The 26,803-nt window shown below is 55.1% G+C and carries 22 protein-coding genes and 1 riboswitch; of the genes, 8 read left to right on the forward strand and 14 right to left on the reverse strand.

Annotated elements, in window-relative coordinates; genetic code table 11:
• Positions 1-46: 46 nt before the first annotated feature.
• Positions 47-742, reverse strand: a complete 696-nt coding sequence (locus NNL35_RS28750) for an N-acetylmannosamine-6-phosphate 2-epimerase (RefSeq protein ID WP_006678793.1) — start codon at positions 740-742, stop codon at positions 47-49.
• Between the two features lie 271 nt (positions 743-1,013).
• Positions 1,014-1,200, forward strand: a riboswitch (Lysine riboswitch).
• Between the two features lie 118 nt (positions 1,201-1,318).
• On the opposite strand from NNL35_RS28750, the gene NNL35_RS28755 reads away from it, so the two are divergent.
• The 6 genes from NNL35_RS28755 (at position 1,319) to NNL35_RS28780 (ending at position 11,711) form a co-directional block, all read left to right on the forward strand.
• Positions 1,319-2,770, forward strand: coding sequence for an amino acid permease (locus NNL35_RS28755; RefSeq protein ID WP_006678792.1), 1,452 nt, complete (start codon positions 1,319-1,321; stop codon positions 2,768-2,770).
• A 153-nt stretch (positions 2,771-2,923) separates the two neighbouring features.
• Positions 2,924-4,297 (forward strand): cytochrome ubiquinol oxidase subunit I, encoded by a 1,374-nt coding sequence (locus tag NNL35_RS28760; protein ID WP_006678791.1) that lies wholly within the window; start codon positions 2,924-2,926, stop codon positions 4,295-4,297.
• A complete protein-coding gene (locus NNL35_RS28765; RefSeq protein WP_006678790.1) occupies positions 4,294-5,331 on the forward strand; it encodes a cytochrome d ubiquinol oxidase subunit II in 1,038 nt (345 codons plus the stop codon). The genes NNL35_RS28760 and NNL35_RS28765 overlap by 4 nt, the downstream gene beginning before the upstream one ends.
• A 113-nt stretch (positions 5,332-5,444) precedes the next feature.
• Entirely contained in the window at positions 5,445-7,934 is a 2,490-nt protein-coding gene (locus NNL35_RS28770; protein WP_006678789.1) for a GH39 family glycosyl hydrolase, read from the forward strand.
• Between the two features lie 196 nt (positions 7,935-8,130).
• A complete protein-coding gene (locus NNL35_RS28775; protein ID WP_006678788.1) occupies positions 8,131-9,372 on the forward strand; it encodes a PTS sugar transporter subunit IIC in 1,242 nt (413 codons plus the stop codon).
• Between the two features lie 29 nt (positions 9,373-9,401).
• Positions 9,402-11,711, forward strand: a complete 2,310-nt coding sequence (locus NNL35_RS28780) for a beta-glucosidase family protein (RefSeq protein ID WP_006678787.1) — start codon at positions 9,402-9,404, stop codon at positions 11,709-11,711.
• A 60-nt stretch (positions 11,712-11,771) separates the two neighbouring features.
• Here NNL35_RS28780 and NNL35_RS28785 read toward each other — a convergent pair whose 3' ends face one another.
• The 9 genes from NNL35_RS28785 to NNL35_RS28825 all read right to left on the reverse strand — a co-directional run bounded on the left by NNL35_RS28785 (position 11,772) and on the right by NNL35_RS28825 (position 20,309).
• Positions 11,772-12,695, reverse strand: a complete 924-nt coding sequence (locus NNL35_RS28785) for a response regulator (RefSeq protein WP_006678786.1) — start codon at positions 12,693-12,695, stop codon at positions 11,772-11,774.
• Between the two features lie 34 nt (positions 12,696-12,729).
• Positions 12,730-13,983, reverse strand: coding sequence for an ATP-binding protein (locus NNL35_RS28790; RefSeq protein ID WP_006678785.1), 1,254 nt, complete (start codon positions 13,981-13,983; stop codon positions 12,730-12,732).
• A gap of 95 nt (positions 13,984-14,078) precedes the next feature.
• On the reverse strand, positions 14,079-14,729 hold the full coding sequence (locus NNL35_RS28795; protein WP_006678784.1) for an amino acid ABC transporter permease: 651 nt from the start codon (positions 14,727-14,729) through the stop codon (positions 14,079-14,081).
• Positions 14,729-15,400, reverse strand: a complete 672-nt coding sequence (locus tag NNL35_RS28800; protein WP_006678783.1) for an amino acid ABC transporter permease — start codon at positions 15,398-15,400, stop codon at positions 14,729-14,731. The genes NNL35_RS28795 and NNL35_RS28800 overlap by 1 nt, the downstream gene beginning before the upstream one ends.
• Positions 15,401-15,486: 86 nt before the next feature.
• Positions 15,487-16,293 carry a transporter substrate-binding domain-containing protein gene (locus tag NNL35_RS28805; RefSeq protein WP_083835608.1) on the reverse strand — a complete coding sequence of 269 codons (807 nt, stop codon included), beginning with the start codon at positions 16,291-16,293 and terminating at the stop codon, positions 15,487-15,489.
• A 55-nt stretch (positions 16,294-16,348) separates the two neighbouring features.
• Positions 16,349-17,077, reverse strand: a complete 729-nt coding sequence (locus NNL35_RS28810; protein ID WP_006678781.1) for an amino acid ABC transporter ATP-binding protein — start codon at positions 17,075-17,077, stop codon at positions 16,349-16,351.
• Positions 17,078-17,294: 217 nt separating this feature from the next.
• Entirely contained in the window at positions 17,295-17,975 is a 681-nt protein-coding gene (locus NNL35_RS28815) for a response regulator transcription factor (RefSeq protein WP_006678780.1), read from the reverse strand.
• Complete coding sequence (locus NNL35_RS28820; protein ID WP_254553941.1) at positions 17,932-19,404, reverse strand: HAMP domain-containing sensor histidine kinase; 1,473 nt, start codon at positions 19,402-19,404, stop codon at positions 17,932-17,934. Before NNL35_RS28820 ends, NNL35_RS28815 begins: the two co-directional genes overlap by 44 nt.
• Positions 19,401-20,309: a substrate-binding domain-containing protein gene (locus NNL35_RS28825; RefSeq protein ID WP_006678778.1), complete on the reverse strand. Its 909-nt coding sequence runs from the start codon at positions 20,307-20,309 to the stop codon at positions 19,401-19,403. Before NNL35_RS28825 ends, NNL35_RS28820 begins: the two co-directional genes overlap by 4 nt.
• A gap of 445 nt (positions 20,310-20,754) precedes the next feature.
• Between NNL35_RS28825 and pgtP the strand changes: the two genes are divergently transcribed.
• Positions 20,755-22,119 carry a phosphoglycerate transporter PgtP gene (pgtP, locus tag NNL35_RS28830; protein ID WP_040733407.1) on the forward strand — a complete coding sequence of 455 codons (1,365 nt, stop codon included), beginning with the start codon at positions 20,755-20,757 and terminating at the stop codon, positions 22,117-22,119.
• A gap of 79 nt (positions 22,120-22,198) precedes the next feature.
• Here the strand turns inward: pgtP and NNL35_RS28835 are convergent, their stop codons facing one another.
• The 4 genes from NNL35_RS28835 to NNL35_RS28850 all read right to left on the reverse strand — a co-directional run bounded on the left by NNL35_RS28835 (position 22,199) and on the right by NNL35_RS28850 (position 26,154).
• Entirely contained in the window at positions 22,199-23,224 is a 1,026-nt protein-coding gene (locus NNL35_RS28835) for a type II TA system antitoxin MqsA family protein (RefSeq protein ID WP_040733403.1), read from the reverse strand.
• 283 nt (positions 23,225-23,507) lie between these two features.
• Positions 23,508-24,710, reverse strand: a complete 1,203-nt coding sequence (locus NNL35_RS28840; RefSeq protein WP_006678775.1) for a transglutaminase domain-containing protein — start codon at positions 24,708-24,710, stop codon at positions 23,508-23,510.
• Positions 24,711-25,004: 294 nt separating this feature from the next.
• A complete protein-coding gene (locus NNL35_RS28845; RefSeq protein ID WP_006678774.1) occupies positions 25,005-25,976 on the reverse strand; it encodes an alpha/beta hydrolase in 972 nt (323 codons plus the stop codon).
• Complete coding sequence (locus NNL35_RS28850; RefSeq protein ID WP_006678773.1) at positions 25,960-26,154, reverse strand: hypothetical protein; 195 nt, start codon at positions 26,152-26,154, stop codon at positions 25,960-25,962. The genes NNL35_RS28845 and NNL35_RS28850 overlap by 17 nt, the downstream gene beginning before the upstream one ends.
• A gap of 257 nt (positions 26,155-26,411) precedes the next feature.
• Here NNL35_RS28850 and NNL35_RS28855 point away from each other — a divergent pair, with 257 nt between their 5' ends.
• Positions 26,412-26,777, forward strand: coding sequence for a FlxA-like family protein (locus tag NNL35_RS28855; RefSeq protein WP_006678772.1), 366 nt, complete (start codon positions 26,412-26,414; stop codon positions 26,775-26,777).
• Positions 26,778-26,803 lie beyond the last annotated feature (26 nt).

Raw genomic sequence — 26,803 nt, forward strand, 5'->3', positions numbered from 1 at the left:
TGCGCTGTATAGAAAACAATCAGAACATCATGCTAGACGTTAATCTTCAGTCCCGCTCAATGGCCTTCACGAAGCGCTTCGTAATCTCCATCGGTCTCGTAATCGCCGAGCCGACGACGGCCGTATGCACGCCGAGTTCGAATGCCCGCTTCAGCTCCTCCGGCGTCGAGATGCCGCCTTCCGCAATGACAGGGACAGGGGAAGCGGCCGCAAGCTTCCCGAGCAGCTCGAAGTCCGGCAGCGCCTTGCCCCGGGTCGCGTCCGTATAGCCGCACAGCGTCGTGCCGATGCAGTCGAAGCCCAGCTCGATCGCCGTCATGGCCTCCTCGTATGTGGAGCAATCCGCCATGAACAATTGATCCGGATACTTCGCTTTTAACTGCGGGAACTGCTCCGCAATCGTCGTCCCGTCCGGCCGCACCCGATCCGTCGCGTCAATGGCGATAATATCGACGCCTTCGCGATAAAGCAGTCCGACTTCCCGGTCCGTCGGCGTAATGAATACGTCCGAGCCTTCGTAGTCCTGCTTGATAATGCCGATGATCGGCAGCTTCACCTGCTTCTTCATCTCCTGAATATCTTCGACGCTGTTCGCGCGGATTCCCGCCGCTCCGCCCAGGAAGGCGGCATACGCCATTCTCCCCATGATGAAAGGGCTGTGCAGCGGCTCATCAGGCAGCGCCTGGCAAGACACGATCAGCTTCCCTTTGACTTGTTCAAATACATTGGCATTTCTGTTCATCTGTATGCATCTCCACGTGTTAGTAGTGTATTTCTTCACTCTGAAGTTATCCTTACTATATCACCGCTCTCGCCATACAGTAAATTATTTTCTTTTTATATTTTGTTTTTGAAAAAAATTTCTTCCTACTACTTTACGGACTCCGGAATGGCTTTCGTCGCATTCTGCAAACTTTCGGGAACATTTGTCATTGATTCCCCCGGGGGTATTCTTTATACTTAACGAATATAACGTGCCATTGTGCACATCATGCAAATCCTCATCCTATCCGAGATGAGGTAGAGGTTGCGGTTGTTAGTAGTATCTCTGCGGAGGCGGGAAGCGCCGAGGAGGCAGAGAGGAAGGAACCACCGCCGAAGTCTGCGGGCATCTTCCGGCACGCGGGCTGGGGCTGTTGCCGAAAGGCGCAGCACTGTCATACGGGATAACCCGTCCCCGTATGGTGCGCTATCTTTTAAGGAAGGGTATGATGGGGACGGTCTAACCGTCGGACGTGATACGCTCGAACGGTTTTTTGTCATGTCGCCGCTCCTTCCGACCACTGTTCAATCAACAAGGAAGCGAGGGTTTTCAAGAATGAAGGCAACAGAAGATAATCGGCAGTCCGGGCTGCGCCGCAGCCTGAAGACCCGTCATATTACGATGATCGCGCTTGGGGGCTCCATCGGCACAGGGCTGTTCCTGGCCAGCGGCGGAGCCATCGCCCAAGCGGGACCGGGCGGCGCGCTCGTCGCCTATATTGCCGTCGGCATCATGGTCTATTTCCTGATGACCAGTCTGGGCGAGCTGGCCACCTATATGCCGGATCCCGGATCGTTCAGCACCTATGCGACCCGCTTCGTCGATCCGTCGTTCGGGTTCGCGCTGGGCTGGAATTTCTGGTTCAACTGGGCGATTACGATCGCTTCGGAGCTGGTAGCCGCTACGCTCATCATCAAATACTGGTTCCCCGACAGCAATTCATTTTTATGGAGTCTACTGTTCCTCAGCATCATTTTCTTGCTGAATTTTTTGTCCGTCAAAGGCTACGGGGAGTCCGAATATTGGTTCGCTATCATTAAAATCGCAACAGTCCTTATTTTCCTCGTCGTTGGCGTGCTGATGATCTTCGGCATCCTGGGCAGTGAACGCGTCGGCTTCGAAAATTTCCGGATCGGAGACGGACCGTTCCACGGCGGATTCTTCGCAGTGCTCGGCGTCTTCATGGCGGCAGGGTACTCGTTCCAGGGCACCGAGCTCGTAGGGGTCGCCGCCGGCGAGAGCGAGAACCCGCGCGAGAGCGTGCCGCGCGCCATCCGGCAAGTATTCTGGCGGATCCTGCTGTTCTACGTGTGCGCCATCTTCGTCATCGCGCTGCTGATTCCGTACACGCATCCGAGCCTGCTGGCCAGCGATGTGGACAGCATCAACACGAGCCCGTTCACGCTCGTCTTCGAGAAGGCCGGATTCGCATTCGCCGCCGCGATTATGAATGCCGTCATTCTGACCTCCGTGCTGTCTGCCGGCAACTCGGGCATGTATGCCTCGACGCGCGTTCTCTGGGTGCTCGCGAAGGAAGGCAAGGCGCCCAAGTTCCTGAGCAAGCTGAACAAGCGCGGCGTGCCGATCAACGCGCTCATCGTCACGACGATTATCGGGATGCTCGCCTTCCTGGCCAGCTTCTTCGGCGACGGCGTCGTCTATATCTGGCTCTTGAACGCCTCCGGCATGTGCGGCTTCATCGCCTGGCTCGGCATCGCGATCAGCCATTACCGCTTCCGGCGTGCCTTCGTGAAGCAGGGCCATGATCTGAAGGAATTGCCTTATAAGGCGAGATTCTTCCCGTTCGGCCCGCTGTTCGCCTTCGCGCTCTGTATGATCGTCATTGTCGGACAGAACTATCAGGCCTTCACCGGGAACGGCATAGACTGGAAGGGATTGTTGATGACCTATATCGGTCTTCCGATCTTCCTGTCCGTCTGGCTCGGTTACAAATGGAAGCACCGGACGAAAATGATTCCGCTGGACGAATGCAAATTCGACACCTGACCCGAATCATTAGATGATACGGCCCGCTTGCGCCGGGGATTTTCCCTGTAGCGCAAGCGGGTTTTTCTGTATCGAAGAACTGGGTAATCATGCATATTCCGCACCTATTTTCCACACACTAGGCGGAAATGACAGCAGAAGAGGTGTGTGTGTATGGATTCCGTTACGATGACCCGATCCCTGTTCGGCACGTCGATGGCCTTCCACATTATATTCGCGACGCTGGGGGTCGGCATGTCGCTCATGATCGTCTTCGCGGAGATTATGTACTGGCGCAAGAAGGACTCGGATTATGCGATTATGGCGAAGCGCTGGACCAAAACGCTGGGCATCCTGCTCGGCGTCGCCATTCCGTCAGGCACCATCGTCGGCGTCATGCTCGCCCTCCTGTGGCCGGGCTTCATGGAAATCGTCGGGCAAGTCATCGCGCTTCCGTTCCAGATCGAGATATGGGCCTTTTTCTTCGAGGCTTTATTTATGGCCATCTACTTCTATGCGGCGGATCGCTTGACCCATGGCATGCGCATCTTGAGCGTCTTCTTCGTCATGGTCGGAGCCAGCGCCTCCGCCGCGCTGATCACGGCCGCGCAGGCATGGATGAATACGCCGGCCGGCTTCAACATCGTCGATGGGAAGATTACCGACGTCGATCCGTGGGCGGCCTTCTTCAATCCTTCGTACGCGACCTCAGCGCTGCACGTGCTGAGCACGGCCTATATGACCGGCGCCTTCTTCGTCGTGACCGTCGCGGCCTGGCGCCTTCTCAAGCGCAATGTGACGGAGCGGGAAGCGGCCTATCACCGCAAAGGACTCATGCTCGGCCTCGTCATCGGGCTCGTCATGACGCTCGCCACCGCCTTGAACGGCCATGCCGCCGCCCAGGGCATGTACCGCCACAATCCGGAGAAGCTGGCTGCGGCCGAGGCGCTGTTCGAGACGACGACCCACGCGCCGCTCGTCCTCGGCGGCATTCCCGATCCCGAGACGCGGACAATCAAGTACGGCATCGAATTCCCGGGCATGCTCAGCTTCCTCGCCTCGAACCGGTTCGATGCCGAGGTGAAGGGGCTCAATGAGATTCCGCGCGAGGATTGGCCGCCGCTCTTCGTCCACACCTTGTTCAATCTGATGGTCGTGATTGGCTTCGGCCTGCTCGGGCTGTCGCTTGCGGTCGTGCTGTGGCGCGCATTCACGCGCAAGTCGCCGCGCCCTTATCCGCGCTGGCTCCGCTATGTGCTGGCCGTCACCGGACCGCTGTCGCTGCTATCCATCGAGACCGGCTGGATTTTCAGCTGCTCCGCGCGCCAGCCATGGACGATCTACCGCATTCAGCGCACGTCGGAGGCGGCACTGCAGAGCGATGATATGGGCTCCTTGTTCCTCCTCTTCGTCGGCATCTATGTGCTGCTGCTCGTGCTGACGGCGCTCGTGCTCCGCTTCTACTTCCGGCGGCATCCCGTCTCTGCGGAGCTGCAGGAGCCGACACCGGACCATGACCATCCGCATACGGAGGAGGCCTTTACATGACCGATGCCACGATCGCGATTTCGATATTGTGGATGTTCCTGTTCGTCTACAGTCTGCTTGGCTCCGTTGATTTCGGGGCCGGCTTCTGGTCGATGATCTACGGCCGCCGCAGCGAGGACGGCCGGGCAGCCGAGCTGGCCAACCGGTATTTATCCCCTTCGTGGAAGGTCACCAACACGTTCCTTGTTCTGTTCGTCGTCGCGCTCGTCGGATTTTTCCCCGGGGCGACGCTTGGGCTCGCTTCCGTGCTGCTCGTCCCCGTCTGTCTCGTGCTCGTGCTGCTCACGCTGCGCAGCGCCTTCCTCGTGTACGGATATTCCGTCCACCGGTACGGCCGCACGATCAGCATTATCTCGGGCGTGACCGGGCTGCTCATCCCGGGGCTGCTCGTCTCGGTGCTTCCCGTGACGCTGGGCGGCTTCATTATGGAGACTCCGGACGGCGGCTTGACGCTCGACTTCGGGAAGCTGCTGGCCAGCCCGACGCTGTACGCCCATCTCGCCTTCGGCTACGCGACGGAGCTGTTCTTCTCGGCCCTGTTCCTGGCCGATTACTCCCGCGAGGCGCGCGATGCCGCGACCTACCGCATCTATCGGCGCTGGGCCGTCATCTTCGGCCCCTTCAGCCTGCTGACCGCGCTCGCCATCACGCTTACCGTGCAGCCGGAGGCTGCCTGGATCGTGGCGGGCTTCCGCGAGCAATGGCTTGGCTTCGCGCTGTCCGCGGCGGCCTTCGCCATCGGCTATGCGTGCCTGTTCGTCTCGCGCCGCGACGGCTGGAAGGGACATTCCCGAGCCGCCGTCGTGCTCGTCATTTTGCAGTACGCCTTCGCCAGCTACGCGTACGGGAGAGCCCATCTGCCTTACATTATTTATCCGCAGCTGACGATTGAAGCGAGCATCACGAATCCTGCGATCTTCCGCTCGCTGCTCATCAGCTATATCGTCAGCGCCCTCCTGCTCGTCCCGGTATTTTATTTGTTCTGGAAGCTGTTTTTGAAGGACCGGCGCTACTTCGAGAACGAGCCGGAATGACAGGAGCGGGAGCGCGTGCTACAGTGAAAGTGCCCAAGTAGGACCAAGGGTGCGAGCATCCGTTCGGATCAAGCGCGGATCGGCCGGATGCCGCGCTTGCGAGGAGGAATACCATGAAATACTTATATGAGTTCATTGAGCACCAAGAAGACATGCCGTTCCGCATGTTCGTCAACAGCGTGGATCATATTCATTTCCATTGGCATAAAGAGGTGGAGATGATCTGCGTCCTGCAGGGGAGCGTGCGGATCTATGTCGGCCGGGATAATCATGAATATCATCCCGGCGATTTCCTGTTCATCAACAGCTTATCCGCGCACAAAATCGAAAAGACGAGCCAGGACAACGTATTGCTGACCCTGCAGTTCAGTCCCGATCTGCTTGAGCGGCCCATGCATATTCATTGCAGATCGCAGGATCGCGGGGCCGACGGCAAGCCTGAGCATGACAAGCTCCGCCATTACTTGGCGCGAATGGCGTGGGAGCTGAACAAAAAGCCTCCCGGGTACCAATCTTGCGCCGTAGGGCTGCTGCATATGCTGATCGGGCATCTGGTTCGATCCTTTCCGCATGAGGCGCTCCCGGACAGCGAGCCGGGAACCGAACCAGGCAACGATTACGAACTCAGACGGTTGAACCGGGTGCTTCAATATATCGATAAGCATTACAGCCAGAAGATTACGCTGCAGGATATCGCGCGGCAAGAGCATTTAAGCCTGCACTATTTTTCCCATTTTTTCAAAGACAGAATCGGCATCCCGTTCCAAAAATACTTGACGCTCATCCGCTTGGAGAAATCCGCCGAATTGCTCGCGAGCACCAATAAAACCGTGACGCAGATCGCTTCGGAATGCGGCTTCGCCAATGTAAAAGCCTTCAACAGCTATTTCAAGGAAAAGTATGGCACAACCCCGACGGGATACCGGGAGAAGCAGGAGCGGGACACGCTCAAAAAAAGCAACCGTTGGAATGTAAGCACAGGCCCGATCAATGGCGCTTACTACGATATCGACACGATCCAGGCGATGGATTCCTTATACGCTTATCTGGAGAGCGGCCATGAGCTGCCGCTCAGCCGGCCGCTGGCCAGCGACAGCATCTCCATTGATGTTCACGCCGATGACCCGGTTCATCCCTACGAGCCCAACTGGAGGATGCTCACCACGGCCGGACGGGCGCTCGAGGGACTCCGCGCCGATTGGCAGGAGCAGTTCCGGGAGATGCAGTCCAGGTTGAAGTTCCGCTACATTCGCTTTCACGGAATTTTCAACGACGAGATGATGATCTATAGCGAGACGGAAGACGGCACGCCCGTCTATAACTGGTCTTATGTGGATCGGCTGTACGACTTTCTGTTGAGCGCCGGAACGAGGCCTTTTGTCGAGCTGAGCTTTATGCCTTCGCTGCTGCGCCGTTCGGAGGAGACCATTTTTTGGTGGAAGGGCAATATCTCGCCGCCTCGCGACATCACCAAATGGACGGAGCTGGTGCGCCAGTTCGTGCGCCATTGCGTGAACCGGTACGGGCTGGAGGAAGTGAAGCAATGGTATTTTGAAGTCTGGAACGAGCCGGATCTGGAGGGCATCTGCTGGGCCGGAACCCGGGAGGAGTACTTTCGCTTTTACCAGGCGACGGCGGAGGCGATCAAATCGGTGGATCCCGATCTGAGAACGGGCGGTCCCGCGCTGGGATACGGATCGATATGGAACGATACATGGGCGGAAGATTTTTTCGACTATTGCCGGACCTCCCAAGCGCCGCTTGATTTCTTCTCGTTCCACGTCTATTCCGAGTATCCGTTCACCAGATATGAAGAGCGGCTGACTACCATTATGCCGCCTGATTTTTACGGCAGAACGATCGAGCGGATTCGCGGCAAGCTCAAGGCCGCACAGCTCCCCGTGATGCCGGAACTGCATGTGACGGAGTGGAACTTCTCGCTCTACGACCGGAATTATATTCATGACACGATGTTCATGGCCCCGTTCATTCTGCGGCATGCGCTCCAGTCTCAAGGGAATCTCCACTCGCTCGGCTTCTGGTCGTTCACGGACGTGTTCGAGGAGAGCCAGGCCGTTCCCGCCATCTTGCACGGCGGCTTCGGCTTAGTCAACCGCAATGGATTAAGGAAGCCCGCCTATTACGCGTTCGAGCTTCTTGCCAAGCTGAGAGGGAACCTTCTCCGGCAGGGCGACGGGTATGCCATTACGGTATCGGGCGGTGACTATTCGATTCTGTTATACCATTACGTTCATGTCGATCCCTTGTTCGCGAGCGGCGATTGGTCCGGACTGACGGAGCGGGACAGATATACGGTATTTGAGGAAAAAGGGGATCTGGAAGTCGCGCTTCATCTCGCAGGGCTGTCGGGGAACTATAAGGCGACAACGTACCGGCTCGACCGCGATCATGGCTCGCTCTTCGACGAGTGGGTGCGCATGGGCGCTCCCGGCACGCCGAGCGAGGAGGAAATCGATTATTTACGGCGGAGAACGGGGCCGGCCGTCACGGTGGAGTTCCTCGAAGGCGTCTCTTCCTTCGATCGCCGCTTCGTGATTCCGCCGCACGGCGTGCAGCTTGTGACCTTGCAGCGCCAATATTGAAGTGGAAGACACCCTTTTGCAACGAGAGGGTGTTTTTTGCTGTCTCGGGCCGAGTTCTCCGCTTCGAGTTCCGGTTCGCGATGGCCAGAAGAACAAAAAACGCCCCCCGGGTCGGCAATAAAGGCCAAGAAAACGCATTCATTTTTATTTAAACTGGGGATGTGCACGAAGGAATTAACCTAAGGAGGAACGGCCTATGGATCGGTACATGAAGTGGATGAATGAACGTTTTGCGCCCAAATTAGACAGCTTCACGAAAAATGTATGGGTTTTCTCGATCCAGGAATCGATTATGATTGCTCTGCCGATGGTGTTTATCGGCTCTTTGATTACGCTGCTGTCCATTCTCAATGATTTTATCCCGGGAATGCCGGATTTGTCGCCGGTATCGACCTTCAGCTTCGGCCTGCTGGGCCTCTTCATCTCGTTCCTCACCCCGTATAAAGTGATGGAACAGAAAGAACGCCATAAGATCAAACTGATCGCAGGCTGCACCGGCCTCTCTTTCTACCTGATGCTGCTGAGACCGACCATCGGAGAAGACGGAACGATCAGCTTCATCCTGGAGCGGTTCGGACCGAGCGGCATGATCACTTCGCTCATCGTGGGCGTGCTTGTCGCCGTTATCTTCAGCGCGTTTCACCGGTTCTCTTTTTTCAAAAAAGATACGAGTCTGCCGGAATTCATTGTCGATTGGTTCGACTTTCTCGTGCCGATTGCCGTGATTTTGTTAGGCGGGTGGGTTCTGACGTATCCGCTGCAGTTCGATATCTTCGCCCTGATCTTGAATGTGTTCGAACCGTTGAACCAGATTAGCCAAAGCTTAATCGGGTTCGTGCTGTTCAACTTCATCGGCGTGTTCCTGTATTCCTTCGGAGTCAGTCCGTGGGTGCTGATGCCGATCTTTTACGCGATCTGGCTGCCGGCCATCGAAGCCAATGCCGCCGCCGTCGCACAGGGCATGGAGCCGATGAACATCAACACCTTCGAGACGTTCTTCTCCGGCTGGGTCGGGGTAGGCGGCATGGGGGCCACGCTGCCGATGGTCATCTGGTTCCTTTTCGCCAAATCGAAGCGGCTGAGCGCCATCGGCAAGACGACGCTGGTGCCTTCGCTGTTCAATATTAACGAGCCGGTCGTCTATGGCGCCCCGATTGCGTTCAATCCGATCTTGATGATCCCGATGTGGATCAATGGATTGATTGTTCCGATTATCGTGTATGTCACCCTGGATCTTGGTCTTGTTCCTATTCCAAGCCAGCTGTTCCAGATGTGGTACACCCCGCTTGGGATCTCGACTTACATCGTCTCGGGAATCAGTGGGCTGATCTTATTGGCCGCGGTCCTGCTCATCATGTTCGCCGTCTGGTTCCCCTTCTTCAAGGCATATGACATGCAGGAATTAAAAAAAGAACAGCAAGCACAAAATCAAAAATAGACATCACCGCATGATACGGAGGTCTGGCTATGAAAACAGCAACTGAAACGAACATGCTTCTGACGCAATTGACGCTGGAAGAAAAAGCGTCGCTCTGCGCGGGATTGAATATGTGGATGACTAAAAGCGTCGATCGGCTGAATATTCCTTCGCTCGCCATGTATGACGGCACGAACGGAATCCGGAAAACGGCCAGCACGGAAGAGCTCGGAATCTTCGGGCACAATGTGCCGGCTACATGCTACCCGACAGGTTCGGCGATCGGCTCCTCGTGGAACGTGGAGCTGCTGCGCGAACTCGGAATCGCGCTTGGGAAGGAAAGCAGAGAGCTCGATGTCGATATCTTGCTCGGACCGGGCATCAATATGAAGCGAACACCCCTGGGGGGACGCAACTTCGAATATTATTCGGAGGATCCATGCCTGACAGGAGAACTGGGGGCGGCCTTCGTGGAAGGGCTTCAAAGCCAGGGCGTCGCGGCATCCGTCAAGCACTTCGCTTGCAACAATCAGGAGTACGAGAAGATGATCACCAGCTCGGAGGTGGATGAGCGTACGCTGCGCGAAATCTATCTGAGCGCGTTCGAACGAATTGTGAAAAAGGCGGACCCATGGACGATCATGTGCTCTTACAACCTGCTTAATGGCGAGTACACCAGTGAGAACGAGTTCTTGCTGAAGCGAATTCTGCGGGAAGAATGGGGATATGACGGCGTCGTCCTCTCCGATTGGACCGCCGTAGACAATCGCATCAAAGGCATTAAGGCAGGTCTCGATCTGGAGATGCCGGGTCCGGCTCACTATCATACGCAAGCGATCGTCCAGGCGGTGCAAGCCGGGGAATTAGAAGAGCAGGAATTGGACGCATGCGTGAGAAGAATTCTGGAGTTGGTTCGACGGACGAGAGAGCACCAGGCGGTAGCGATCCAATCCGCCGAAGAACGGCATGAGTTGGCCCGCCGTGCGGCTGCCGAGAGCATGGTTCTGTTGAAAAATGATAACGGACTGCTCCCGCTTCAGCCTGAGCGCCTGTCCTCCGTCGCCGTCATCGGCCGGTTCGCGAAGCAGCCGCGCATTCAGGGTGCGGGAAGCGCCAAAGTGACGCCGGCTCGCGTCGATATCCCTTGGGACGAGCTTCAAGACATCGCTGGCGGACGCCTTGAGCTTCGCTATGCGGAAGGCTATGCCCAAGCGAGCCCGATCGATCAGATCGATGAAGGCTTGATCGAGGAGAGCGTTGCACTGGCTGCACGCTCGAATGTAGCGATCATCTTCGCCGGACAACCCGAATCCTCGGAGTCGGAAGGAATCGACATCGCCTCGATCAACTTGCCGCCCCATCAGAGTAAGCTGATCCAAGCGGTAGCCGAAGCCCAACCGAATTGTATCGTCGTTCTCAGCAGCGGTACCTCCCTCGTCATGCGCCCTTGGGTTGATCAAGTACCTTGCGTGATTCAGGGCTGGCTGTCCGGTCAAGGGGCAGGCAGAGCCATCGCCGAGATGCTGTTCGGCCTGGTTAATCCTTCGGGCAAGCTGTCGGAGACATTCCCGGTCAAGCTGTCGGACACCCCTGCGACTCTCTATCCGCGCGGCGAGGACGGCAAGCTGTATTATCGGGAGGGACTGTTCACCGGATACCGATACTATGATCGGAAGCAGTTGGAGCCGCAGTTCCCCTTCGGCCATGGCCTGTCCTATACGACATTCGAATACGATTCGATCGAAGCGGTTCAGACGGGAGACGAAGTGCATGTCGCCTGCGTCATTCGCAATACAGGCACCCGAAGCGGCAAGGAGATCATCCAGTTGTATGTGAATGATGAAGAATGCAAGTGGGTGCGTCCGGACAAAGAACTGAAGGCTTTCGCCAAAGTCGAACTGGAGCCGGGGGAAACGAAAAAGGTTCACTTTACGTTGGAACGGCGGGACTTCTCCTATTACAATACCAAGGAGCAGGGCTGGGTTGCCGATACCGGGTTTTACAATATCCTCGCGGGAAGCTCCTCTCGCGATATCCGGCTTTGCAGCCGGCTGCACTGCGATTTCGGCACGCAAGCCGTTGCATTCCACACCTTCAGCCTGTTAAGCGATTGGCTGCGTTATTCCCATTCGCAGGCAGTGCTGGAGGAATACCTGGAGGATATGAACCGGCATTCGGAAGAAGCCATCGTCTTGAACGAGGAATTCATCGGATTCTGGAATGATTTCCCGCTGATTAAAATTATTCAAATGTTCGGCCAGCAATGGCTGCAAAACAAATCCCCTCGCCTCGTCATCCAAGAGATGCTGGATCGCGTAGCCCGCTGCCAGCCTGCGGACGAAGCAACGGCGGAACGCTAGAAGCGGGACAGCTCCTTCCGGCCCTTGGAAGGAGCTGCTTTGCTGTGCGGGAGAGCCGGTTCACAGGCCGGGGGATGAGGACTCGATATAAAACACGTACAAAAATTTTCTCAGATTTATTTTGGAAGCGGATGACTTGCTCTGTTCCTCCAGCTCCCGCATGCGCAGGCGCACTTCCTGAAAATCGAATAAACGCGAAGCGAAGTATTCGAAGGTCGGGTTGCCATAGTCGCTCAAGCCTAGCGACGCCAGATTAGTAAGCGCTTGCAAGGCTAAGCGGCGGATGCGCTGCTCGATCGCGCGCACGTCCTTCTGCAGATGGGCATCGGATCCAGCCTCCTTGCGGCTGCTTAGCGCCACCTGTTCGTAGATGGTCTTGAGCGGGGGCAGATCCGGCAGGATGCTATCTCCTTGCTCCTGTTCCTTGAGCCATGTCATAATCCGAATCAGATCGGGAGCGCCCGCTTCGCCGGCAATCCCCAATTGCAGCAGCAAGGACCGGGCCTGTTGTTCGATTGATTTTTCCTTGTAGAGGGGAATGCCTGGCGCGGCATCCGCGGTTCCGGTCCTGTCCAGCGTGCGAAGCGAATTGCGGATCGTCTGCATAGACTTCTCCAGCAGCAGATGATCGGAGACGCGCCGGAGCACGGCCAGCACCTCCAGACGGTTGATCGGCTTTTGGATAAAGGTATCGACGCCTTGCTGGTAAGCTTCGCCGATCATTTCCTTATTCTCCACCTGGGAGATCATAATGAACCTGCCGCCGTACTTTTCATCGCGCAGCGCTTTGACCGTCTCAATCCCGTCGCGCCCCGGCATCAGCAAGTCGAGAATGACAATGTCCGCCTCCCGGACAGCGGCCGCGGAAGCATGAGATCCGTCTCCCGCTTCGCCCACGACCTCTCCCAGCCCGCTCTCGTCCACGATGCGCGACAACATTTTGCGAACGGCAGGGTCGTCTTCAACCAGATAAAATTTCAACAACGTTGACAGCCTCCCTTTCGATCGAACAACCTCTTCAAGTCAGCCGCTCCACAGGAATTCGTATCTCGAAGCATGTGTTCCCGGGAGCGCTGCGGACGCGGATGTCTCCATCAAGCAAGCGGACGATATCGGCGGCGTGCGATAGTCCGATGCCGGTGGAAGAGTTGCCTTCGGCATCGAATTTGGTCGTGAATCCGGGATGAAAGATCAAATCGAGCTCATCGGCGGATATGCCCGGGCCGTCGTCCGTGACGGAGAACAAGATGGAATCGTCGCGGAGATCAACCTGCACTTGGATGCGGCCTTGATGCGGCAGCGCTTCTACGGCATTCGATACGATGTTGTTCAGTACGGAGAGAAGCGGGTAAATTTCGGTGGTGGACAGATTGATGTCGCATGTGGCCTGGATGTCTGCGCTTTTGCCGAGCAGCAAGCCGTAATTCGCATTGGCCCGCGTCACCAAGGCGCATAGTTCGGCAATCGAGATACGCTTGGACAGCATCCGTTCCTGCTGAATAATTTTGAATAAGCCGGATAAAATCCGTTCTGAATCCTTTTTCACCTCATGCACATGCTCCGCGATATGAAGCGCCTGTGACGCGCCCGGATGAGATTCGGTTTTGAGCGAACGGTACAACCGGTAGCTTTCCCGCGTAATTTCTTCGATATGGGACATCGATTTGCGAAGATAAAAGGCCTCTTCGAACAGATCCGAATTAATAAGCATTAACCGCTCCAATTCCTTCTGCCTCTGTTCTCCCAATGCCCGAACTTGACGAATCGCCAGCATATTGCATAGGCCTACGGCAAAAAAGCTTCGCAGCAAGCCAACGAGAACGACCAGCATCGTCTCATGAGCCGTCATGTGCGGCGGCGTGCCGGCAGCGAACCGAATGAGCAATTCCGCCCCATTGGATACGATATCCGCTAACGCGCCGAATATGGCGACTTTGACATGATATTCTACGTTGGCTTTCAATTTGAGCAGGGAGATTATCGCTGCGAAGGTGACATAATAGAAAAATACGGGCATATGCTGCATAAATCCTTCGTCTGCCGGGATGCCATGCAGCAGCATTCCTAACATGATGCGGAAGACAACGACGAATGCGCCCACGGCGATGCCGGTCGCAAGCACAGGCACGGAGAACCATAGCAGTCCGAAAAAATAGGCCATAATTCCGAGCGAGAAGCGAAAATCGCCGCCGAACGGGGTGATCTTCATTTCGCCCAGCAATCCCGTCGATAAGAGAATGATGCTCCAAATGAGCAGCCTGTGGTCTCGCACGCTGATTGTATCGCCCCTTTCCTCCCGATGCCCTCAACGTCCTCCCTCTTATCGTACCGGAAAAGAACCCGTTTTGTCTCGTAAAATATCCATTTTCAGGAATGCTTGCTTTCGAGCTTGCGTGAAGCGATCGACAGCACGTAGTTGACTATGAAGTACAGCAGCGCCGCAAACAGGAACGTCGGAATGACGTAGTTGATATTGTGGCCGTTAATGATATTGACATGGTTCATCAGCTCCGGCAGCGCAATGACGACCGCCAGCGACGTGTCTTTCAACAGGGAAATGAATTGGCTCACCATGGGCGGCACCATGCGGCGCAGCGCGATCGGGAGCACGATATGCCTCAGCGTCTGCACCTGCGTCAAGCCGGATGAGCGTCCTGCTTCAATCAGGCCCTTCTCGACGGAATTCAGTCCGCCCCGCACAATCTCGGAGATCATCGCGGACTCGAAAATAACAAGCGCAATGACCGCGGCGGTAAATTTATCAAGCTTAATACCGATCTGGGGCAGGGCGAAATAGGTAAAAAAGATAATCAGCAGCAGCGGCAGGTTGCGAATGGCCTCGACGAGGACCGCGAATAATTTGCCCAGCACCGGCACCTTGGCGTACCGGACCGTTCCCACCAGGACGCTGATGACAAAGCTGATCGCAATCGAGATCAGAGCCACCTCGATCGTAATGAGAAAGCCCTGCAGCAGAAATTGAATATTGACGGGGGACAGCGCTCCGATAAAGTCCATTAGGCCTCCACTCCTTTGCCGGTCTGGTACTTCTGTTCCAGGAAACGAATGCCGAAGCTTAGCGGAATCGTCAAAAGCAAGTAGAACGCCGCGGCAAAAATATACGTGCTGAACGTGTCGAAGGTGTCGGAATTAATCAGGTCGGCTTGGTACATCAAGTCCGGGGCCGACAGTACGGTCAAGATCGAAGAGTTTTTTACCAGGTTCAAAAATTGATTGCCCAACGGCGGAATGACTAATTTGATCGCCTGCGGCAGGATGACATGCCGCATCGCTTGAATATAGGTCAGCCCGGAGGAGCGTGCCGCTTCCATCTGTCCGGCGGGAACCGCCTGGATGCCGGCGCGAATCACCTCCGCGATAAATGCGGAGGTATAGACCGTCAAGGCGGTCAATCCGGCCGCAAACGGAACCAGAAGGGCGCCCGTCAGCAGCGGCAGGCCAACAAGAACAAAAATGGCGATCAGCATTAACGGGATATTGCGGATAAACTCGACATACGCGGTGCCGAACCATTGCAGCGGCTTGATGGGGGTAATGCGGAACACGGCAATGACGGCGCCGAGAATAAAGCTCGCGATCAGTGAAATCACGCTGGCTGCAACGGTCCCCCCGAATCCGATGAAATAGCGGTCGAGATGCTCGGTAAGGACGGTAAATTGAATCAACATAGTTTCCCCCTCCCAGGATGGGTCAGCTTCGGTCACGGTTTTCTAAAAAGGGGGCGAGCGCCTGCTCCCCCCTCAACGGTTTCGGTTTAGTTCGGTTTTTTGCCGATCCATTTCTCATACATCCGGTCGTATTCGCCGCTGTCCTTCAGTTCCTTCAAGGTCTCATTGACCAGCTTGACGAATTCTTCATCGCCTTTCCGGATTCCAATCCCATAAGGCTCATCCGTGAAGGTCTCATCCAGGACGCGGAAGTTGGTGTCCTGCTGCGCCATTCCATACAGCAAGGCATTGTCGGTCGTCAGCGCTTGGCCCTGGCCCGCTTTCAATGCCGTGAACGCCTCGGCATAGTTCTCGAATTCGAGGATCTGCGCATCCGGTGCCGATTCGCGAATGTTTTTGGCCGATGTCGATCCTTTGGCGGTCAACACTTTCGATTCCTTGGTCAGATCCTTGATGGAGTTGATCGGGCTGTCAACGGGAACGAGCAGCGATTGGCCAGCCGTAAAATAAACATCCGAGAAATCGATCTCCTTTTTCCGCTCATCCGTAATCGTCATCGTCGCGATAATGAAGTCAATGTCGCCGTTCTTCAGCATCGGAATGCGCGTTTTGGACGTCACTTCCATCAGCTCGATCGCGTTTTCGTCGCCGAGCACCTTTTTCGCGATCTGCTTCGCGATGTCGATATCGAGACCCTGCACTTCCCCGGTGCCCGGATCCTTCAGCCCGAACAGATTCAGATCGTACTTCACCCCGGCAATGATCTTGCCTCTCTTTTTAATCTGATCAATCGTTCCTTGGCCTCCGGCAGACGTTTGGGAACACGCGGATAAAGCGCTTACAATCAATGCGGCGGCTACAGCGGCCCCAATAACTTTAAACCAACGTTTCATTAAGAACACTCCTTTTTTATTCACCTGGGTCACTTCGTGATCAAAAGCAGACTTCTTAGTGGTTTAATATCCGGCTGAGAAAGACTCGCGCCCTCTCCTCCCGCGGGCTGGTAAAAAAGTCGACCGGCTCCGCCTCCTCGATAATCCGTCCTTGATCCATAAAGACGATGCGGTCCGCCACTTCTCTCGCGAAGCCCATCTCATGGGTGACGACGACCATCGTCATCCCTTCCCGGGCCAGCGTTCTCATCACATCGAGCACTTCCCCGATCGTCTCCGGATCGAGCGCCGAGGTAGGCTCATCGAACAGCATAATTTTCGGCTTCATCGCCAACCCCCGCGCGATCGCGACGCGCTGCTGCTGGCCTCCCGAGAGCTGCGACGGGTAAGCCTTCGCTTTATCGGCAATGCCCACCTTCTCCAGGTTCAGCATCGCCGCCTGCTCGGCTTCCTGCCTCGACATGCCGGCTACTTGTATCGGAGCGAGCGTTATATTTTCCAGCACAGTCTTATGAGGGTACAGGTTGAAATGCTGGAACACCATCCCGATATTCCGCCGCAATTGATTGATGTCGGTGGACTTGTCGTTGACCCGGACGCCGTCCACAATCAGTTCGCCGTCCGTAACCGTTTCCAAACGGTTGATGCAGCGTACCATCGTGCTCTTCCCGGAGCCGCTCGGTCCGATGACGACGACCACTTCCCCCTGCTTAATCGATAAGTTAATATCCTTCAACACGTGGAATTTGCCGTAATGTTTGTTGATTTGATGGAATTGAATCATTGCTTCCCCCCCTTTGCGCCGGAATGAAATCGGTGATAACAAACAGGTTAATAGGAAAACAACGGAAAACTACCGAATCCGACAAAATTAAAATAATAAAATTTACAGGGAAATGTGCAGCGGATGGATCGCGGACATGTTCTCCGAAGGCCGGGCACAAAAAAATCACCTTTCAGCCATCGGCTTTCAAGGTGATTTTCCCAACCTGCATGTCACGCTACGATTCCGGACCGCCCTGCAGAAGATGATGCTTCATGGCATACTCGACAAGCTGGCTTCGGCGCGTTACGTTCAGCTTATTCATCATTCTCGTCTTATGCGTATCGACCGTCTTGATGCTGACCATCAATTCCCGGGCGGTCTCGACCAGCGTATAGCCTCTGGCGAGAAAACGGAGCACTTCGATCTCCCGCGGGCTCAGCAGCCGGTAAGGATCACCGGCCTCCGCTTCATGCGGCGTTTTTTTCAGCATCGACGACAACAGTATCCGTGTTTCCTGCGGCCGCAGGTAGACGTATCCGCTCATCACGGAATCAATGGCTGTATACAGCTCTTCATCCACCGCCGCCTTCGGAATATAACCGGATGCTCCCGCCCTCATAATCGATGTGATATAATCTTCATCTTCATGCATGGTGAGGACGATGACTTTTGCCTGTTCATGGCGCTGCTTGATCTCGGCAAGCACCTGGATGCCGTCCAGGCGCGGCATGCTGATGTCGAGCAGCAAGAGATGCGGCTGGACTTCCTCATACAACCGCAGGGCCTCCACGCCGTCGGCGGCTTCACCCACCACCTGGAAGGAAGGCTTTTTGTGCAATAGCAGCTTCAAGCCTGCGCGGAGCAACGCGTGGTCATCCACGATCATGATCTTGACGGTCTGAATGGTCTGTTCCATCACTGCCCCCTTGTTCCAGCGCTAGCGGGATCGACGCCCGAAGCTCGGTCCCGCCGGCACTCGTCGTTGTTACATGGAAGGAACCGCCCAGCAGTTCGGCTCTTTCCTTCATGCCGTATATTCCGATCCGCTGCTGCTCGCGCGCCCGTGCGAAATCTTCCGGATCGATGCCGTGACCATTGTCATGAATCGTCAACTGAATGCGAGAATCGGAGACATCCATCCTGATCTCAATCCGGGTCGCCGCCGCATGCTTCACGACATTGGTCAAGCTTTCCTGCAAAATCCGGTACAAAGCGACCGCGATATGGCTGTCGATGACGATATCCGCTTCGGGTACGGACAGCAGCACCGCAATCTTGTGCTTCTCTTCGAATTTTTGCGCATATTTATTGATGGCGGGAATCAAACCCAACTCGTCCAAAATCGGCGGTCTTAGCTCCACTGCCAAATCCCGGATCTCCCGCAAAATCCCGGCCGCCATATCGCGGCTGGCATACAGCAGCTCCCGCTGCTCCGCATCCTTCGCTTCATCGGCCAGCACGCGCATCGTCACCATCAGCGACGTGAGCGCCTGGCTCGTCTCATCATGAAGCTCGCGCGAGATTCTCTTTCTCTCATCCTCCTGCGCGGACAGCAGCTTCAAAATCAGCGTATCCCGCAGCCGATCTTTGTGCTGCAGCTCGGTCAGCAGCTTCTCTACTTCAATGTTGGAGTCAATCAGATTATCTGCCATTTCATTGAAGGCCTGCGCCAGCTTCCCTACCTCATCATCGCTCGTCACTTGCGCCCGCAAAGACAAATTCCCGGCCGATATCCCGGTCGCCACGGCAACGAGATTGTTGATCGGCTTCGTAATGAAGCGGGTAACATAATACGTAATGCCGGCCGTAGCCGCGCACACCAATAAGGCCGCGACAATCAGTTCCCCGATTTTCATAAAGATATAGGACCTGGCCTGGGTCTCCTCCATGCCGACGCGAACGAATCCGACATCTCCCCCCTCGATGGGGACCAGGATGTCATGAATACGGCCTTCATCCGTTAGCAGCGTGGCGGCCTGCTGCCCGTTCGAGCCATCGGGCAGGTGCGCGGTCCGGATGCCTCGCGGCAGCTGTCCGGAGAACGTGTCCCCGACCAGACCGTTATTGCTGTTGATCACCAGGATGTAGCGAACATCTTCGTTCGTCTTCTGGGCCTGGGAGATGAGCAAATGAAGCGAGAATTGATCGTCCGTAAGGATATAATCCGAGCTCAATGCCGCGATATTGTGCGCAATATTGGCGCCGCGCTTCTTCAGCTCCTCCGCCATCATGCTCGTCAGCGAGTCCCAGATGATGGAGCCGAGGACCAAGGCCAGGAAGATGAGGGCGGCGAAAATAGTGCCGAATATTTTCTGGTTAATTCGAAGCCTGCCCATCCATCTCATAGGCGGCCTCGCGAAGAAGGCTTATCTCTGTAAGCGGTCTCATACAGCCGCGGATCGAAGGGAACGAAGCGATCGATAAACAGTCCCTCCAGCGCAGACTTCATCGCTTCTTGCTCATGCATGGACAGAAAAATGTCTTTTAACATTTGCTTCTCTTCTTCCGGCAAGCTGCTGCTGATGACGACCGGACTGGTGCCTGCCGGCTTGGACTTGGCGATAATATGCAGGGAATCGGCCAACTCCGGATTTTTGTGCTTGGCCTGCTCATAGACCAGGCTGTTCACCGCTGCGGCATCCACGACTCTGTCAATGACGGCTTTGAGCGAGCTGTCATGATTGTAGGTATACACATAGCGTCCGAAAAAATGCTCCGGCGTTTCCCCGAATTCCGCTAGCCGCTCACTGATGAAAAAATAGCTGGAGTAGCTGGCAGGGTCGGTGATGGCAATGCTTTTTCCCCTCAAATCGTTAATATCCGTCATCCCGCTGTCGCGATTGACGACCAGATAACCATAATAATACGGCACTCCCATTCGCTCCTGCATGGCAATCGCTTCAAGCCCCTCGGCCTGCTTTTGCTTGTAGGTCAGATACGCCCCTGACGACAGCAGAGCAATATCCGCCCCGCCATTCATCATTAACATGGTGATTTCATTGTAGCTCTTGCGCTGAATCAGGATCGCGGGCCGGTTCAGCTTGTCTCCCACATAATCGGCAATCGCCCGATAATAATTGATCGTATCCGTCGGCGACAGCACACTGGAGATCGCCACACGAAGCGGGGGCGGCGAATCGTCTCGGGAATCGGGCGGCGCGCTTTCCGTCTCGGCGAACACAATCTGATAGCCGGAGCGCCCCGCCGTGCACCCCGATATCATCGCGGCAAGCAACATCAGAAGCAACATGCCTCTTGCCCTTGGCAGCCTGATCCTCCTATTCTTCATGATGCGTATAGGCTCCCTCCCTCGAAAGCGCCTGCCTCGGAGGCGTTTTTTTTGCATCCCCCAGTATAGCATGAAAAGCAGGCCCCCTCTATAAGCGATGCCCTTTCCAACCGATTTTAAGAGATTATGCCTACTCATCCCGGCCGGTGTAGGATTTTTTCTGACACCAGTCTCGATAACTCCTACAAAAAATCAGAACTTTGCTGATAGTATCGCAGCTTGCCTAAGGCCGATAATGAAAGGCGAGGAAAGCAAATCGGAAGACAGGGAGGTAGCGATAAGACAGTGGACAACCAATAGACAGCACGCTTATGAAACCGGTTCCCCAAACCGTTGAAATGCATCGTGCCCACCGTAATCGTTTTGCTATTTTATTTATCTACAGCTAAGAATCGAGGTTGATCGCATGATTTCATTTTTGAAGCCTAGAGTAAGCGCTGCCAAGGTGCCGCCCGAGCAAGTACAAAAAACGTACAAACGCTTCCGGGTGCAATCGTTGCTAGGTGTTTTCTTCGGGTATATGGCCTATTATATCGTTCGGAACAATTTTGCCTTATCGACGCCGCATCTCCAGAACGATCTCCACCTTAGCGCGACGGAAGTCGGGCTGCTGAGCAGCTGCATGCTCATTGCCTACGGCATCAGCAAAGGCCTGATGAGCAGTCTGGCCGATAAGGCCGATCCGAAAAGGTATATGGCCCTCGGTCTTCTCATGTGCGCATTGGTCAATGTTATGATGGGCTTCTCTACGGCATTCTGGATGTTCGCCGGGCTCGTCATCCTGAACGGCATATTCCAGGGAATGGGCGTCGGCCCCAGCTTCATCACGATCGCCAACTGGTTCCCGCGCAGACAGCGTGGCGTCGTCGGCGCGATCTGGAACATCTCGCATAATATCGGCGGCGGCATCGTAGCCCCTGTCGTCGGGGTCGGATTCGCCATGCTGGGCCAGGAGCACTGGCAAGCGGCAAGCTATCAAGTGCCGGCGGCGGTCGCCATCGTGTTCGCCCTGATCGTATTGGCACTGACCAAGGGCTCTCCGGTCAACGAAGGCTTGCCGCCACTGAACGAAATCGTCCCGGATGAATCCGAGCCGGCCGCATCGGCCTCCTCCGCTTCCAAGCCGCCGGAGGATATGTCGGTCTGGCAAATTTTCAAAAATTATGTCCTGTTCAACAAAAACGCCTGGTTTGTCTCGTTCGTAGACGTGTTCGTCTATATGGTGCGCTTCGGTATTATCAGTTGGCTGCCAATCTATCTTTTGAATGTGAAAAATTTCACCAAGGCGGAGATGAGCGTCGCCTTTCTGTTTTTCGAATGGGCGGCCATCCCTTCCACGCTCCTGGTCGGCTACGTATCAGACCGATTTTTCAAGGGCTACCGCATGCCCCCGGCTATCATTGCCATGGTCTTGATTTTCTTCTGCATCATCGGCTACTGGCAGAGCGGGTCGCTGCTGGTCACGACCATCTTCGCGGCCATCATCGGATGTCTGATTTACATTCCGCAGTTCCTCGCTTCCGTGCAGACGTTGGAGGTCGTGCCGCCCTTCGCCGTTGGATCGGCGGTTGGTTTGCGCGGGTTTATGAGCTATATTTTGGGCGCTTCCTTAGGAACTACCCTCTTCGGCTTCATGGTGGATCGGGTCGGCTGGAACGGCGGCTTCTATGTATTGCTGACTGCCGTAATATGCTGCATTATTTTCTGCATTCTGACCCATATGGGGGCCAAGGAAATGGAGCGCGCCAAGCGGGAAGCAGTGGAATCGTAAGTGCAGTTCAGAGAAGCTCCTCCCGGGCAGATGCCCGACAGGAGCTTCTTGTCGTGAAGCGATGCTTATGTCAAGAATGTTATTGGAGCTGGATGGTTTCTGCATAACTGTATGGTATCAACTCATCATTCTCTGTTTCCTTCCAAGCCAATGTATCATGAGCAAAATCACTGATTTTCCCTGAACCAAAATGTTCAAAATATTTTCTTACAAAACCTATCACTTCGTTTTCTTGTAAAGTGAATAATTCATGTTCAAATTGTTCCAGCGATGTAATTGTTATTCTGGTGAATCCATCCCGTTCCTCTTCCGTAGAAATCGAGATTTGATTCAATCCTTCAAGACAACCCAACACCATTTCATAATCTTTGGGGACAGGGCCGAATGGCTTGTGTATATACGGTACACCGCTGATCGACATACGATTTCGTTTGTACATCAAAAAGTCAGCATACCATAGAAGCTTCATCAGCTTTGTTTTTAAAACCCCCTCCTGCCCGAAGTAGAAAATCATATGAAAAAACTTCTTCATATTAACCGCAGAAAATCCATTATTGATGGTGTTTTGGAAGGGTTTATATATCATTTCGAAGAGTTGCGAAGACATCCGTTCAAATTCATTTCCGGAAAAAAGCTGTTTAAACTTTTTCTCCACAGCATGCTGTTCTTCAGAAGTGAGCCTTACCTTGTTTTCTTCGTAGAACTTCAATATGGACTCTGGATTATTCTTCAGTAACTTCAGAACATTAATTTGGGTTGTTGAGGGCGAAGAACTTCCGCTTTCATACCTTTTTATTGTAGCAATCCCCATGTTCAAGATTTTTGCAAATAGCGATTGAGTCAGGCCGAATTGCTGGCGTAAATCTTTAATCGACTCTGCATTGATGGAATGTTTATTTTCATATGCCTGGCTTAATTTTTTCAAGGTTTCCGTGCCCAATTTTTCATCGGTAACGTCATTTCCACATATGTTACATTTCATATACTGCTCAATAATATCAAATGGTTCCTTTCGAAACGTATACCTTGCTTCTCTTTCAAGAACCTCGACCTCACGTTCACACTGGCAATGATCGCAGAATCTGATTCTTTTGTCATGTTGCATAAGTGGCCCTCCATCATGTAATCGCTTCTTGACGAGCGTAATCTCCATCCGTTCTAAGGCTCATCTTCGTGGAAGGATAGACATACGCATCCACGTCTTTCGGTTTCATCTTTCAGCTTAATATAAGCCATAATTCCGTTAATTTCATTCTTAAGCATAGTATCATTTGATACCACATTTTTATCACAATTTCCATAAAGTATCAATTGATACATGAAATATAGGCCCCGGTTCCGCCTGAACGGAACCGGGGCCTTATAGAGAGGAAGAGGACTACCGTAAGTTAGGGCGAAGCCGGAATCGTAATCTCCACGATCCGATCCTCGCTGTTCGTCAGCGACGAGACGCGGTATTCCAGCGGAGCGGGAAGACCGAGCATCGCCACCATATCATGCAGATCCGACCGGAGCTGCAGCTCATCGCCTTCATACCGAAGCTGCATCCGCTCGCTGCCGGAATCGCGGGCTGTCTGGAACCGCTCGGCCAAGGTGGAGGCGTCATGAACGGCGCGCTCGGCCAGGAGCACGTCCGGGCTCCACACCTTCTCCAACTGGCGGGCGAAGCTGCTCAGCCCGCCGCCCTCCGCCTTCATCCGATCGACGGCCAGCGCATAGGCCCGGTCGGCAGCCGGGGCCTGCTCCGCCGCCCAGAGATGATCGCCCCGCATCTCTTCATCGGTGCGCAAATAATACGTATACCGAATCTGGCCGTCCCGGTTAGGCAGCGGGTCGTCCCAGGTTGCATCCAAGTGATACCAGGAACCGTCCAGCAGCACAAGATTCCAGGCATGCAAGGTGCCGCCCGCCTCGCCTTCGATAATTTGGCCCGGAATGCCCGCTTCTATCAGCATGGCATGTACCAGCAGCGCATAGCCTTGGCACACCGTCTTGCCCTCGGTCAATGCTTCATACGCCGTGAACTTGGTCATTCCCTCATCGTAGGTAAGATGGCTAACGACATAGTCGTGAATCGCTTTCACCTTCTGATGCGGCGAATCATCCGGGGCCGTAATCTCCTGCACAATCTCATGGGCCCGGTTCAAGACGAACTGCGTTTGTTCCCGCGTTTCTCTATACTCCACATATACGGTGACGAGCGCATAATCGGCGCTCCCTTTCCATTGGAACGAATACTTGCTTACATTGTACCTGATAAATGGATCAGAATGAAGCGCGGCCGACAAAGCTTCCGTCACCTGCGCCGTCAGCGTGTCCGTGCTGCCTTCATAACGGAAAGAGGAGATGCCCTCCCGCTCCGTGAACCGTTCCTCGAACCATGTCGTCATCGCCGCCGTATCATTCAGCACGACTTCGAAAGGGCGGGCTTCCACCGTCGGCCACAGGGCTAGTCCGGCCACTACGCTGACGATGAAGCAGCCCAAGAGCATAATCCGCAATACGGAGAACGGGGAGCGCCGTCTTGGCCGCCTCCGGATGGCCGTTCCCTCATTGCATCCCCCGCCCTCTCGCACGTCTGCATCAACCAATCCGCAACCCACCTTTCCATCCGGCGGTGTTGTCCGCCTTTGGTGGTTCGTATCGTAACATATGGGTTTTGCAGATGCTGTCTAGTTATGGAATGCGCTTCGCCGATCCCGTTCTCTGACGATTCTATTCCGCTCGACAGTGTCCACCAGCAACAGTGCGGGTTCCGGCTTGTTCCGCTTGGACATCCCCTTGCCCCCTTCTTGGAAAAAGACGAGCCGTAGCGAATCGATGCGGCATTTGCCTATAAAAAAAATGCGCAGCCGGCCTAAAAAACCGGTTGCGCATCATCGGATTCAAGTCAATAGTGTCTGCCGCGCCGCAGGCGCCCGCTCCGGATAAGAACAAGGCATCTCGGCCGACAGCCCCAGATGCCAGCGGAAGAACGGGAGCACCTCCGGCCAGAAGCGGGGATCCTGCTCTGAGCAGCTATGCCCCGGACTGTCGACGAAGACGTGCTGCTGCGGATACGCCAGCCGGGTCAGAATCCCTTCCAGCTCCCCGGCCGGGATGAAGCCGTCCCCCCGGGAATGCACCATCAACACCGGCACCCGGCCTTCCGTCCGAGCCTCGTTGTCGGACAGCGAGCGGGCCAGATCCAGCTCTTCATAGACCGACACGGGAATCTGGGAACGGTACAGCCAGATACGCGGAATGACCGTAGCGAGCGGAAAAGACGGCAGCCGCCGCCGGCGCAGCTCCGCAGCGACCAGGGTCAACGGGCGCGCAGGCATCGAGTCCGTCACCAGCGCTTGCACGTCGAGTCCGCAATCGAGCGCCATGACGGCGCCGAAGCCGCCCAGCGAATGGCCGAGCACCCCGATTCGATCCGGCTCGACGTCGGAACGGGTGCGCACATATCGAAGCGCGGCGAGCAGGTCATCGCGGAACAATAGCGGCGAAGGAGCCTTGACCGCCCCGCTGTCTCCATGGCTGCTGACATCATACAGCAGCAGATTGAAGCCGGCATCTGCCAGCGGATAAGCGTAGCGGAGCACGCGCTCCCGGTTCGAGCCCCATCCGTGGCACAGGATGATAACCGGAGCGCGCTTCGCCGGAGTGTTCCCCTTGCCCCACACGAACCAGCCATGCAGCGTGGCGCATCCGTTGAAGGAGATGCGCTCGAACGGGCGCTCCGGCTCATTCCGCACCGCCAATTGCCGTGGAGACTGGCTCTTCACCGCCAGCGTCCAGGTTCCTCCGGCGAGGCAGCCCAGCGCGGCCATCGCCCCCATGCTGTAGGACCACAGATCAGTCAGCTCTGTCATAATCATATCGCCTCACTTTCGGGTTCATCCATCCCATCGGTGCCGCAAGCCGCTGTTGCATGTCCGGCATGCCTTGGGGAGCGGCGATGTGCAGGATCACTTGTCGAATAACTTCTAGTATCGGTACCGCCACAATGGCTATCCTTCCCGAAATCAATTTACTTTTATTGTATACCATATGTCCAAATTTTCCTAGATTTACGGCTCAAGATACGATAAAAGGAAGCTGTCAACGAGAGCAACCGCTGCCTTCTGGGAACAATCCGTTCGCCGCGGAGCGTTTCCTTGAACTTCAATGTCCTAAATTTTGCCGTAACTGTTCAAAAATTGCGAAAGAAAACCGATAACTCCTGTATAGTGGCGAGATGCCCATGCTGCCCGCCAAGCGGCTGCGGCACGCATCTATCCCTTGCAGGGAGAAAGGAAGGATTGAATATGAATGTAACGGCGGTATCTGCAGGCGGTCCGGTCAGCGCTGGCAGCGGCGCGGCCAGCGGCATCGACCGGCAAATTGAAAGGCTGAACAAACGAAAAGCCGTCATTGCGGAGAAAATGTTGGCCGTCGCTACGGGCGACGACGCGCAAAAGGTGAAGGACGAAAAAATAAAGGCGCTCAAGATGGAGATGCAGGTCATTGACATGCAAATTCAGCAGCTGTTGAAGAAAAAAATGGAGATGGAGAAGAAACAACAAGACCCGTCCCAAGCGGCCGAGGGGGGTATTGGGCCTTCGATTAGCGAATTGATTCAACCGGACAATAAGCCGCAAGGCGATTCTGTTTTTATTGATATGAAGCTCTAGCCCGGGGCTTCCTCCCCACAATAGGA

This window comes from Paenibacillus dendritiformis (assembly GCF_945605565.1).
GTDB lineage: Bacteria > Bacillota > Bacilli > Paenibacillales > Paenibacillaceae > Paenibacillus_B > Paenibacillus_B dendritiformis_A.

Bases quoted from the DNA above. Each gene is read 5' to 3' on its own strand.
- NNL35_RS28805 (WP_083835608.1), bottom strand. From the start codon at position 16,293: ATGAAACGTTGGTTTAAAGTTATTGGGGCCGCTGTAGCCGCCGCATTG.
- NNL35_RS28770 (WP_006678789.1), top strand. From the start codon at position 5,445: ATGAAATACTTATATGAGTTCATTGAGCACCAAGAAGACATGCCGTTC.
- NNL35_RS28820 (WP_254553941.1), bottom strand. From the start codon at position 19,404: ATGAGATGGATGGGCAGGCTTCGAATTAACCAGAAAATATTCGGCACT.
- NNL35_RS28800 (WP_006678783.1), bottom strand. From the start codon at position 15,400: ATGTTGATTCAATTTACCGTCCTTACCGAGCATCTCGACCGCTATTTC.
- NNL35_RS28755 (WP_006678792.1), top strand. From the start codon at position 1,319: ATGAAGGCAACAGAAGATAATCGGCAGTCCGGGCTGCGCCGCAGCCTG.
- NNL35_RS28780 (WP_006678787.1), top strand. From the start codon at position 9,402: ATGAAAACAGCAACTGAAACGAACATGCTTCTGACGCAATTGACGCTG.
- NNL35_RS28815 (WP_006678780.1), bottom strand. From the start codon at position 17,975: ATGGAACAGACCATTCAGACCGTCAAGATCATGATCGTGGATGACCAC.
- pgtP (WP_040733407.1), top strand. From the start codon at position 20,755: ATGATTTCATTTTTGAAGCCTAGAGTAAGCGCTGCCAAGGTGCCGCCC.
- NNL35_RS28810 (WP_006678781.1), bottom strand. From the start codon at position 17,077: ATGATTCAATTCCATCAAATCAACAAACATTACGGCAAATTCCACGTG.
- NNL35_RS28855 (WP_006678772.1), top strand. From the start codon at position 26,412: ATGAATGTAACGGCGGTATCTGCAGGCGGTCCGGTCAGCGCTGGCAGC.
- NNL35_RS28795 (WP_006678784.1), bottom strand. From the start codon at position 14,729: ATGGACTTTATCGGAGCGCTGTCCCCCGTCAATATTCAATTTCTGCTG.
- NNL35_RS28750 (WP_006678793.1), bottom strand. From the start codon at position 742: ATGAACAGAAATGCCAATGTATTTGAACAAGTCAAAGGGAAGCTGATC.
- NNL35_RS28765 (WP_006678790.1), top strand. From the start codon at position 4,294: ATGACCGATGCCACGATCGCGATTTCGATATTGTGGATGTTCCTGTTC.
- NNL35_RS28850 (WP_006678773.1), bottom strand. From the start codon at position 26,154: ATGGTATACAATAAAAGTAAATTGATTTCGGGAAGGATAGCCATTGTG.
- NNL35_RS28825 (WP_006678778.1), bottom strand. From the start codon at position 20,309: ATGTTGCTTCTGATGTTGCTTGCCGCGATGATATCGGGGTGCACGGCG.
- NNL35_RS28835 (WP_040733403.1), bottom strand. From the start codon at position 23,224: ATGCAACATGACAAAAGAATCAGATTCTGCGATCATTGCCAGTGTGAA.
- NNL35_RS28845 (WP_006678774.1), bottom strand. From the start codon at position 25,976: ATGACAGAGCTGACTGATCTGTGGTCCTACAGCATGGGGGCGATGGCC.
- NNL35_RS28760 (WP_006678791.1), top strand. From the start codon at position 2,924: ATGGATTCCGTTACGATGACCCGATCCCTGTTCGGCACGTCGATGGCC.
- NNL35_RS28775 (WP_006678788.1), top strand. From the start codon at position 8,131: ATGGATCGGTACATGAAGTGGATGAATGAACGTTTTGCGCCCAAATTA.